Here is a 3,820-nt window from a genome sequence, read left to right on the forward strand (position 1 = left end):
TTCATTGAATTTCCAGCCTGGTTTCTTATCACTTGCATCAATGCCGACCCGAGCCATTTTCGAGAGTTTTTCCTTTAGATCATAGGCATAGTCCAGCACACCCTCCTTGTGCTGCGCAATTGGCACGATCATCACTTGAGTTGGTGCTGCTTTAGGCGGTATGACTAAGCCGCGGTCATCTCCGTGCACCATAATCATTGCTCCAATGATTCTTGTCGTGAATCCCCAGGATGTTTGCTGTACGTATTGCAGCTTCCCTTCCTGATCCGTAAACTGAATGCCAAAAGCTTTGGCAAAGCCATCGCCCAGGTGGTGTGATGTGCCTGATTGCAGTGCTTTTCCATCATGCATAAGACTCTCAATGGTATAAGTGAACTTAGCACCAGCAAACTTTTCTTTTTCTGTTTTTTGTCCTTTAATAACTGGAATGGCGAGGATATTCTCACAAAGCTCTGCGTACACATTGAGCATTTTAACCGTCTCTTCAAGTGCCTCTTCATCAGTCGCATGGCAAGTATGACCCTCCTGCCATAAAAATTCTAATGTACGCAGAAATGGTCTTGTTGTTTTTTCCCAGCGAACCACATTTGCCCACTGATTGTAGAGCTTTGGCAAGTCCCGATAAGAATGAATGATATTTTTATAATGCTCGCCAAATAAAACTTCAGATGTTGGGCGGACACATAGACGTTCTTGAAGCTCTTCCTCTCCCCCGTGTGTAACCCAAGCCACTTCCGGTGCAAACCCTTCAATATGATCTTTCTCCTTTTGCAGAAGACTTTCTGGTATGAAAAGAGGCATATATACATTTTCATGGCCCGTTTCTTTAATACGCCGATCGAGCTCATCTTTAATATTTTCCCATAAAGCATAGCCATATGGCCGGATGATCATGGATCCTCTTACACTTGAGTAATCGACTAAATCTGCTTTTTTCACCACATCTGTATACCATTGTGCAAAATCTTCATCCATGGCTGTTATTTCTTTTACAAATTCCTTGCCCATTTTGGTCACCTCAGTATTTTTATATGTAATTTCATTGCTTTGTTCCCGGCAGGTTTTGGTTTTTCGACTGACGGGCACTTTGTGTGCACTTTAGTTCCCGGCGCCTCTTGATTTTTTAGTTGACGGGCACTTTGATAGCTCTTTAGTTCCCTTCAGCTCTTGATTTTTAGTCAAGTCCTTATTATTGTGTAAATTCCTTTTCACAATGTTACCACCTATTAATAGCTGTTAGTTGATTTTGCTTAGGAGAAGGGGGTACCCCCTTCTCCTAAGCAAAATTTCGCTCCGCGGTAAGGTATACTTTCTTATTTAATTCTAAATTTTCATTCTCCATTAACAATGCACCAATTAATCGAAATGCAGACTGATTATTAGGAAAGATACGGATCACACTCACTCGTTTTCTAATTTCTTGGTTGAGCCTTTCCAATGAGTTATTGCTTAAAATGTGTTTTTGATACTTTTCTGGTTCATTTAGAAATTGGATCGTGTCTTCGAAACCCTCTTCGAGAATTTCGATTGCCTTTCTTACTTTCTTATTTTCTGCATATAGTTCAATAAATTTGTCCCTATATTTTCTTGACTCTTCAACTGATACTACTTGGTATATTTTTCTCAGATCAGAAATGATTTGTCGTGATCCTGTTTTTGGAAGTGCGTTAACAATATTTCGTTTGAAATGAACGGTGCACCTTTGCCATGCCGTACCTATAAATTCTCTTTCTATCGCTTTCTTTAATCCAGCATGGGCATCTGAAATCATTAATTTTGGTGATTGTAACCCTCGAGATTTTAAATCTTGAAAGAACTCTTGCCATGCTTGAAAGCTCTCGACGTGATCTATTTTAAAGCCAAGTACTTTACGCTTTTTGTCCTCACCCATACCAGTAATTAAATAAGCTGCTTTTGAAATGACCTTGTTATTCTCTCGAACTTTTATATAGGTGGCATCAGCGTAGAGATACGGATAATATTCGACATTAAGTGGCCGATTAGCCCAGGCTTTTACTATAGGATCCAGTTTCTCTGTGAGCGAAGAAACAAAAGATTTTGAAACACTCTGGCCACATAATTGTTTTACGATATTCTTTACTTTTCTAGTTGAAACTCCATTGATGACCATTTCTAACATAGATAATATAAGTGTCTGATCAACACGCGAAAATTTCTCAAAGATAGAAGGCGAAAATTCACCTCCTCTTGTTCGGGGAACTTTTATTCTTAACTTTCCGATACTCATGATGAGTTCACGTTCATAATATCCATTTCGATAATCACGACGGTCTAAAGAACGTTCATAGGCAGCTGCATTTAAATAGTCATCTCGTTCTTTTTCCATGTATTCGTTCAAGACTAATACTAAGGTAGATTTCACAATAAGCTCAAGATTAGAATTCATAATCGATTCTTTTAAAACGTCCATATCTAGGTTAAACTGTAACTGAGTCATTTTTATCCCTCTTTCCAATGTTTTCTTGGTCGTTAACATTGTGGACAAATAGGAATAAAATGACTCTTTTTTTTTTACACAATTATATGGACTTAATCGCTTTTTCCCGGCTGACGGGCACTTTGGGCGCTCGTATGTTCCCGCCATCTCGCTTTTTCCCGGCTGACGGGCACTTTCGATGCTCATATGTTCCCGCCATCTCGCTTTTTTCAAGCTGACGGGCACTTTGGACGCTTGTATGTTCCCGCCAACTCACTTAATCCGAGCCGACGGGCACTTTGACCGCTCCTTTGTTCCCTTCAGCTCGCTTTTTCCAAGCTGTGGGGCACTTTGGGCGCTCGTATATTCCCGCCATCTCGCTTTTTCCGGGCTGACGGGCACTTTGGATGCTCTTTTGTTCCCGCCATCTCGCTTTTTCCCGGCTGACGGGCACTTTGGGCGCTCGTATGTTCCCTTCAGCTCGCTTTTTTGGAGCCGGGCACTTTGGGCGCTCGTATGTTCCCGGCATCTCGCTTTTTCCCGGCTGACGGGCACTTGGGATGCTCATATGTTCCCGCCATCTCGCTTTTTTCGGGCTGACGGGCACTTTGGGCGCTCGTATGTTCCCGCCATCTCGCTTTTTCCGAGCTGACGGGCACTTTGGGCTCTCGTATGTTCCCGCCATCTCTCTTTTTCCGGGCTCACGAGCACTTTGACCGCTCCTTTGTTCCCGCCACCACACTTTTTTCGAGCCCACGGGCACTTAGGACGCTCTTTTGTTCCCGCCACCACACTTTTTCCAAGCTGACAGGCACAAAATCACGCCATCTATTACACTCTCAACAACCCGCGAAATCCCCGCGCTGCATAGTAGGAGGATGCCCCGTTGTGATACAAAAACACTTGTCCAAAGCGGTAGTCACAAAATAAGGCTCCGCCAAGTGAACGAACCTCTTCTGGTGTCTGCACCCAGCTTGATGTTTTCTTGTCGAACTCTCCAAGTTTCTGCAGTGCGCGATACTCTTCCTCTGATAACAATTCAATTCCCATCTCAGCTGCCACATCAATGGCATTGTTTTCTGGCTTATTCGCTTTTCTTGACTCTAGTGCTTCACGATCATAACAATAGCTTCTGCGGCCTTTAGGGCTTTCTTCTGAGCAGTCATAGAAAATAAACTCGCCTCCTTGCTCGTCATATTCAACCACATCTGGTTCGCCGCCTGTTCTTTCCATTTCGTTCAGTGACCAGAGTTTCTCAGGCTGTGCTTCCAGTCTCGCTAGGACATCCTCCCATTTAAGATCTTGGTGACGATGCATATTGTTCTCAAACCGCGCTTTCAATGTTTGCAGTAGTTCTTCTCGTTGTTCATTTAACAGCTTTTT

3 protein-coding genes are annotated in these 3,820 nt (G+C 42.9%); all 3 read right to left on the reverse strand.

All coding sequences use genetic code 11. From position 1 onward, the window contains the following. Positions 1-1,008, reverse strand: a 1,008-nt coding sequence (gene proS, locus B7E07_RS12870) for a proline--tRNA ligase (RefSeq protein ID WP_080846239.1), incomplete at its 3' end; no start/stop codon positions are given. Positions 1,009-1,276: 268 nt separating this feature from the next. After that, a complete protein-coding gene (locus B7E07_RS12875) occupies positions 1,277-2,458 on the reverse strand; it encodes an IS256 family transposase (RefSeq protein ID WP_080849188.1) in 1,182 nt (393 codons plus the stop codon). An 810-nt stretch (positions 2,459-3,268) separates the two neighbouring features. Then, the coding region (locus B7E07_RS12885) for a DUF4256 domain-containing protein (RefSeq protein ID WP_080846241.1) at positions 3,269-3,820 on the reverse strand (552 nt) is incomplete at its 5' end.

This window comes from Cytobacillus gottheilii, assembly GCF_900166665.1.
Taxonomy (GTDB): Bacteria; Bacillota; Bacilli; order Bacillales; family Cytobacillaceae; genus Cytobacillus; species Cytobacillus gottheilii_A.